The following is a 6,952-nucleotide window of genomic DNA, read 5'->3' as shown; positions in this document are numbered from 1 at the left end:
CCCGCGCGGGGGGCCGTGGCGCTCCGCGCCAGGGGATTGTGGGCAGGAATCCGTTTGATTTTCTGAAGGCAAATCCATTGTTGATCGGCGCGTGCGGGGCCGCCAGGGGCGGAATACGACGCCGTGCCCGGTGAAGCCCGCGAAGCAACTCGGGAGTGCAGAGGGCGCAGCCCTTTGCCCGCCGGAGGCTTCTTCTGCGCCGTCTGCCCCTTCTTCAATCCATCCTTTCGTCGGCGCTTCGCCGCAGTCCTAGTGCTTCTTCTGCAGGCGGGCGCGCAGCACGATGGCCACGAGGTTCATGCCGAGCACGAGGGCGATGAGCACGAGGGCGGTGCCGTACTGGAGGGGGCGGGTCTTCTCGATTTCGGTCCCGGCGGTGGCGAGCACGTAGATGTGGTAGGGCAGGGCCATCACGTCGGAGGTGAGGGAGGTGGGCAGCTTGGGCGCGAAGAACACGGCGGCGGTGAACATGATGGCTGCTGTTTCGCCCGCCGCGCGCGAGAGCCCAAGGATGGCTCCGGTGAGCATCCCGGGCAGCGCGGCGGGCAGCACCACCAGGCGGATGGTCTGCCATTTGGTGGCCCCCAGGCCCAGGGAAGCTTCGCGGTAGGTGCCGGGGACGCTTTTCAGCGCTTCTTCGGCGGTGCCGATGATCACGGGGAGCACGAGGATGGTCAGCGTGAGCACCCCCGAGGCGATGGAGACGCCCATGCCGAAGAAGGTGACGAAGAAGGCCAGCCCGAAGAGCCCGAACACCACGGAGGGCACGCCCGCCAGGTTGGCGATGCCCAGGCGGATGAGGCGCACGGTGCGCCCCGGCCGGGCGTATTCGTTGAGGTAGATGGCGGCGCACACGCCCAGGGGGAAGGCCACGAGCATGGAGCCCACGGAGAGGATGACGGTGCCGATGATGCAGGGGAGGATGCCGCCTGCGGTCATGGAGTCCCTGGGCGGCTGGGTGAGGAATTCCCAGCTGATGGCGGGCAGGCCGTTGACGAAGAGGAAGGCGCAGATGATGCCCAGCGCGGCGGCGTTGACCAGGGACGAGCCCCGGAAGACGCCCCACATGAGGCTTTGCATCTGGCGGCGGCGCTTGAGGTGTTTAGTGTCGATGCGCATGGGGAGCCTCCTTTAGAGCGTGGCCGCGCCGACCTGCTTGTGCTTCTCGGCGATGTGCTGGGCCACGATGTTGAAGGCCAGCGTGAAGAGAAAGAGCACCACGCCGATGGCGAAAAGGGCGTGGTAGTGGTCGGAGCGGAAGGGGGCCTCGGCCATTTCGGCGGCGATGGAGGAGGGCATGGGCCGAAGCGGCGAGAAGATCGAGCGGGGGATCATGGCCGCGCCGCCCGCCACCATGAGCACCACCATGGTTTCCCCGATGGCCCGGGACATGCCCAGGATCACGGCGGTGGAGACGCCCGAGAGCGATGCGGGCAGGATCACGCGCCGGATGGTTTCCCAGTGGGTCGCGCCCAGGGCCAGCGAGGCCTCCTTGAGCTCGCGGGGCACGGCGTAGATGGCGTCCTCGGAGACGGAGCAGATGGTGGGCACGCTCATGAAGGCGAGCATGAGGCTCGCGTTGAAGAGGTTGAGCCCCGTGGGCAGGTCCAGGTGGTCCTGGAGCATCGGGGCCACCACCACCATGCCGAAGAAGCCGATGACCACGGAGGGCAGGGCGGCCAGGAGCTCCACCAGCGGCTTGAAGATGCCGCGCGCCCTGGGGGTGGCGATCTCCGAGAGGTAGACGGCCGTGGTGACGCCCAGGGGAATGGCGATGAGCGAAGAAAGGGCCGTGACGGCGATGGAGGCCACGATGAGCGGGAAGATGCCGAACTCGGGCGGGTCCGCCGTGGGATACCAGAAATTGCCGAAGAGAAAGTCCTGCACGCTCACCAGCTTGAAGACGGGAAAGCCTTCGAGGAACAGGTAGACCATGATGAGCGCCAGGGAGATGATGGAGATGAGCGCGGTGACCAGGAAGAAGCGCCTGATCAGGTCATCCTTGAGTTTGCGGCTGATGGCCACTGTGGGCTCCGTGAAATGCGCGGGCCTCCCCCGGCGAGGGGGAGGCCCGGATGCGGTGCGTTGTTATTTCTTGACCGGGAAGTAGCCGACTTCGCCGATGATCTTCTGGCCGCCGGCGGGGTCCATGATGTAGGCCACGAACTTGGCCACGGGCTCGGCAGGCTTGTCGGAAGTGATGATGAAGAGAGGGCGCGAGACGGGGTAGGTCTTGTCGGCCACGGTCTTCTCGGTTCCGGAGACGCCGTTGACCTTGAGGGCCTTCACGGTCTTGTCCACGTAGGCGTAGCCGTCGTAGGCGATGGCGAACTTGTTCTTGCTCACCACCTGGAGCACCGCGCCGGAGGAGGCCTGGAGCAGCGCGGCGGGGGTGACCTTCTTGTCCTTCATGATCAGCTCCTGCCAGGCCTCGTAGGTGCCGGAGGAGGTGTCGCGGGAGATCACGACGATTTCGCGGTCTTCGCCGCCCACTTCCTTCCAGTTCTTGATGGCGCCGGAGAAGATGCCCTGGAGCTGGGCGGCGCTCAGGTCGGTGACGGGGTTGGCGGGGTTGACGATGGGGGCCAGGGCGTCCATGGCGATTTCCATGGGCTTCACGGGGCGGCCCTTTTCCTTGGCGGCGTCGAGCTCCTTCTCCTTCATCTCGCGCGAGGACATGGCGATGTCGGTGGCGCCGTCGATGATGGCCTTGATGCCGTTGCCCGAGCCGCCGCCGGACACGGTGATGGAGACGCCGGGATTGGCCTTCATGTAGGCTTCGACCATCTTCTGCATGGCCGGGAGCACGGTGGTGGAGCCGTCCACGCGCATGCTCTGGGCCTGGGCGTTGCCGGCCAGGAGCAGCAGGGCGAAAAGGAACGCGGCGAATTTCTTCATGGGGTGTAGCCTCCGGGGATTGGGGATGATGCGCCGGAATCCCTGTCCGGCGGCACGTGGAAGCTAGGAACGCCCTGTGACGATCAGGTTACGCCCGCCATGAGACTTTGTGACGAAGCCGCGCGACCCGCGCCGGGACAGGCGCGGAGGGCTTCACGGGGGTTCCGGGACAGGCTGGATTTGCCGGTTTTTGTTGGCATGCAATTCGCATAAGAGAAAGGTTTCATCCTTTTCTTGCCAAGAAACCGTCGAAGGATTAATTTTTAGCATCCCTCTCGGTTTCCATGGACGGGAACCGTGCGCCCGCGACCCGGGCGCGCAACGGCAAGGCAGCCCAACCGGATGCAGGTCCGGAGGTCCGTCCATGGAGTCCACCAGCCGCATCCGGCAGGCGTCGGTCTTCCAGGCGCGCGCAGCCCAGGCAGGCGCGTCCCAGGCGCCGGCCGCCCAGCAAACTCCCGTGCAGGAGCCCTTGAAGGCCCGCGTGGTCACGCGTTCTCTCGGCGTGCGCCTGGGCGTCTTCGGCGTGGACTACACCTCGCGCCGCGTGGTGGTGGACCCCGGCCCGCAACAGGCCGGGGATCAGGCCCGGACGCAGGCGGCCGCCAAGGCCCTGGCCGAGGCCGCAGCCCGACAGGCTGGGGCCGAGCGCGTCTTCGAGGCCGACTGGAGCGACCCGACCCCCGAGTTCACCCCCGCGCCCGATCATCCCGACCCGGCCTGGCGCAAGGGCCTGCGCGCCTACGCAAAGGCCCGCGACCTGCTCCTGGCCGACGCGGCGGGGGCGCGCCGCCTGAGCCTCGCCGTGGCCTGAAGAGGCCTCCCGCTCCGGTCCGGCGAGGCCTGCCCCTCCGACATCCGGCGTCTTTTCGCGCGGCCCGGGCCGAGCGTCAGCAAAAGGCCCCTGTTTTTTCTGGACGTTCACACGCTTGGGAAATAGGGTACCGGCCGGGTGGGGTTTCCCGTAGTGCGCGCAACAGTCCGCTCCGCGGGGCCTCTCACTACCGCAGAGGAGCAGCGATGACGGTTCCGCGTATCCTTCTGGCGTCGTCCCTGGCGTCGATTCTGCTCTGCCTGGCCGCCGCGCGCCCGGTCGCGGCGCACCACCCGGAGGAGCGCGTCCTGCGCGCCACCTATGTGAAGTACCCGCTCAACGCGCCGCTCATCGTGGCAAAGACGCTCGGGCTCTACGAAACGGAGTTCGCCCGGGACGGCTGGAGCGTGGAATGGGCCGACCTGGCCACCGGGCCGCGTCAGGCCGAGGCCCTCGCCGCCGGGACGGTGCATGTGGCCAGCGTGATCAGTTCCGACGCCGTGCTGGCCTCCCGCGCGCGCGGCGAGCCCATCCGCGCAGTGGGCGTGTTCGCCCGCGCGCCGCGCGCCTTCTGCCTCCTGGCGCGAGACCCTGCCCTGCGCTCCGCCGCGGACCTGCGCGGCAGGACCGTGGCCGGGCCGCGCGGCACGCTGTTGCACCTGATGCTCCTGGCCGCCCTGGAGCGCCAGGGCATCTCCGCCACCCAGGTGCGCTTCGTGGACATGCAGATCGCGCCGGCCCTCAACGCCCTGTTCTCGGGCGGGGTGGACGCGGCCCTTGCGGCCGGTCCCGCCCGCCTCAAGGCCGAGTCCGACGGCGCGCGCACGGTGTTCTGCGGGGAGGGGCTCACCAAGGGGATCATCCTCACGGCGGTCAACGAGGACTTTCTGCAGGCCCACCCGGGCGTGGTGGCGCGCTGTCTGGGCGTGCATGCCCGCGCCCTGGAGTTCATGGCCGCCTATCCCGACCGCGCCCTGGAGCTCCTCGCGGGCGAGACGGGCCTCACCACGGCGGAAGTGGCCCGGCTTCTACCCGAATACGACTTTTCCCCAGGCGTGACCTCTTCGGACATCATGGATCTCGAAGCAGTCCAGAAGTTCCTCCTCGCCGGAGGGCTCATGGCTCGTCCCGTGGACGTGCCCGGACTTTTCTGGCCCTAGGCGGCGCAATGGCCCCGGAGAAGGCTGCACGGCATTTCACCACAGGCGGCGCAGGCATGCTCAGGGCCCAGGCCGCTCGGCGGATGCTTCTGGCGTCCCTGGCCGCAGCGCTGGCGGCCAGCCTGGCCGGGGCCTGGGGCTACGGCGCGTTGGCCTCCAAGGCCGCCAGGACGGAGGCCCGCTCCGTGGAGACCTCCTACGCCGCCGATCTGCGCCAGCTCGATGCCGACTGGCAGCGCCAGGCCTTCCGCCAGAAGGCCCGCCTGGACTTCCTGGACCTGCCCCCCGAACCGGAGCGCCGTACGGCGCGCCTGAAGGCCTACTTGACCTCCCAGGGCGAGGAGCAGCAGTTCAGCCACGTCTTCCTGCTCACCGCAGAGCTCCGGCCCGTGTTCGTCTTCGGCCCGGACGCCGTCCGTCTCGCGGCCCTGGCGGCCGCTTCGGCCGGGGAGGACTGGGCCTGGGACGAGGCGTCCGGCATGCTCCACAGGGTCTATCGCCAGGCAGTCTGGCTGGGGGCCGACGGCCCGGGCGTGCTCGTGCTCTTCCGCGTGCTGGACGACGCGCTGCTGCACCAGATGGCCACCGCGCACACCAGCCTGCGCCTGGTCTGGGAGGGCCGCACGGCGGCCCAGGCGGTGCGCGCGCAGGCCCCGGGGGGGATCTTCTCGGCCAAGGAGCAGGTGGACGCGTCCATTCCCTGGCCGGGCACGAAGCGCCCCGCCCCGGTGTTGGAGATGTCCCACGTGGTGGACGCCCCGGTGAGCGGCCTGGAGGTGGCGGGGGCCGTGGCCGGGCTCCTGGCGCTCCAGGCGGCGTGCATCTGGGCCGTGCTGGGCCGCTGGCTCATGGGCGTGGGCTGGCGGGCGGCCCTCCTGGGGCAGGCCTCCCTGCGCTTCGCGCGCGGCTTCGCGGAGGGCGGCCTGCGGACCCTGGAGATCCCTGGCGAAGTGGTGCGGCGCGACGACGAGATCGCCCAGGCGGCCCGGTCGCTTCAGGCGCTCACCGAGGCCGTGGTGGACCGCGACGCCCGCCGTCAGGCCACCCAGGAGGAGCTGGCCCGGCTGCGCGCGCTGCTCGCGGACGTGTTCGATTCCATGCCTTCGGCGCTCATCACCGTGGACGTCCGGGGCCGCGTGCTCCAGCTCAACCGCAGCGCCCGGCTTGACCCGGGGCGCGACCCCTCGCGCGCGCTGGGCGAGGACGTCCAAACGCACTTTCCCCGCCTGGAGGCCCTGCGCGCCCACCTGGGCGAGGCCATGCGCCTGGAGCGCGTCTGGACCGGCCACCGCCTCTCCTGGAAGCGCGACGGCGAGACGCGCCTGGAGGACGCCACCATCTACCCCCTGGCGGGCGAAGGGCCGGAGCGGGCCGTGATCCGCCTGGACGACGTCACCGAGCGCACGCGCATGGAGCAGATGATGGTGCAATCCGAGAAGATGCTCTCCGTGGGCGGGTTGGCGGCGGGCATGGCCCACGAGATCAACAACCCCCTGGGCGGCATCGTGCAGAGCGCCCAGGTGATCGAGCGGCGCGTCTCGCCGGAGCTGGCCGAGAACCGTCGCGTGGCCGAAGACCTGGGCTGCCAGGTGGAAACCGTGCGAGCCTACCTGGACGGCCGGGGCGTGCTGGACATGCTGGGCGGCATCCGGGAATCGGCCCTGCGCGCGGCGCGCATCGTGAGCGGCATGCTGGAATTCAGCCGGCGAAGCGACGCGCCCTTCGCCCCGGCGGACGTGGGCGAGATCTTCGAAAAGGCCCTGGAGCTGTGCTCCAAGGATTACGACCTGAGGAAGCGTTTCGACTTCCGCTCCATTCGCATCGAGCGCCGCCTGGACCCGGACCTGCCCCCCGTTCCCTGCTCCGCCAACCAGATCGAGCAGGTGCTCATGAACCTCCTGCGCAACGCGGCCCAGGCCATGGAAGCCAACCCGCCCGAGCGCCCCCCCTGCATCGGCGTGGCAGCGCGGCGCGACGGCGATTTCGCCGTGATCAGCGTGGAGGACAACGGCCCAGGCCTGGACGAGGCGGCCAGGCGCCGGGTCTTCGAGCCCTTCTTCACCACCAAGCCGCCGGGCGT

6 protein-coding genes are annotated in these 6,952 nt (G+C 69.4%); 3 read left to right on the top strand and 3 right to left on the bottom strand.

The window, feature by feature from the left end:
- Positions 1-249: 249 nt before the first annotated feature.
- The 3 genes from pstA to ACV4UX_RS16060 form a co-directional block, all read right to left on the bottom strand.
- Complete coding sequence (pstA, locus tag ACV4UX_RS16070; RefSeq protein ID WP_491594294.1) at positions 250-1,119, bottom strand: phosphate ABC transporter permease PstA; 870 nt, start codon at positions 1,117-1,119, stop codon at positions 250-252.
- 12 nt (positions 1,120-1,131) lie between these two features.
- Positions 1,132-2,025 (bottom strand): phosphate ABC transporter permease subunit PstC, encoded by an 894-nt coding sequence (gene pstC, locus ACV4UX_RS16065; protein ID WP_491594293.1) that lies wholly within the window; start codon positions 2,023-2,025, stop codon positions 1,132-1,134.
- 63 nt (positions 2,026-2,088) lie between these two features.
- Complete coding sequence (locus ACV4UX_RS16060; protein ID WP_491594292.1) at positions 2,089-2,898, bottom strand: PstS family phosphate ABC transporter substrate-binding protein; 810 nt, start codon at positions 2,896-2,898, stop codon at positions 2,089-2,091.
- A gap of 364 nt (positions 2,899-3,262) precedes the next feature.
- Here ACV4UX_RS16060 and ACV4UX_RS16055 point away from each other — a divergent pair, with 364 nt between their 5' ends.
- From ACV4UX_RS16055 to ACV4UX_RS16045, 3 genes are all read left to right on the top strand, one after another.
- The gene (locus ACV4UX_RS16055) at positions 3,263-3,712 is read left to right on the top strand and encodes a hypothetical protein (RefSeq protein WP_491594291.1); all 450 of its coding nucleotides are present in this window, start codon (positions 3,263-3,265) and stop codon (positions 3,710-3,712) included.
- 206 nt (positions 3,713-3,918) lie between these two features.
- Positions 3,919-4,872: an ABC transporter substrate-binding protein gene (locus ACV4UX_RS16050; RefSeq protein ID WP_491594290.1), complete on the top strand. Its 954-nt coding sequence runs from the start codon at positions 3,919-3,921 to the stop codon at positions 4,870-4,872.
- A gap of 56 nt (positions 4,873-4,928) precedes the next feature.
- A partial coding sequence (locus ACV4UX_RS16045; protein WP_491594289.1) for an ATP-binding protein occupies positions 4,929-6,952 on the top strand: 2,024 nt, incomplete at its 3' end.

This window comes from Fundidesulfovibrio sp. (assembly GCF_058402725.1).
This window is presented reverse-complemented; position numbering and strand designations above follow the sequence as displayed.

Excerpts from the sequence above, each read along its gene's own strand:
- ACV4UX_RS16055 (WP_491594291.1), top strand. The coding sequence starts at position 3,263 with ATGGAGTCCACCAGCCGCATCCGGCAGGCGTCGGTCTTCCAGGCGCGC.
- ACV4UX_RS16050 (WP_491594290.1), top strand. The coding sequence starts at position 3,919 with ATGACGGTTCCGCGTATCCTTCTGGCGTCGTCCCTGGCGTCGATTCTG.
- ACV4UX_RS16060 (WP_491594292.1), bottom strand. The coding sequence starts at position 2,898 with ATGAAGAAATTCGCCGCGTTCCTTTTCGCCCTGCTGCTCCTGGCCGGC.
- pstA (WP_491594294.1), bottom strand. The coding sequence starts at position 1,119 with ATGCGCATCGACACTAAACACCTCAAGCGCCGCCGCCAGATGCAAAGC.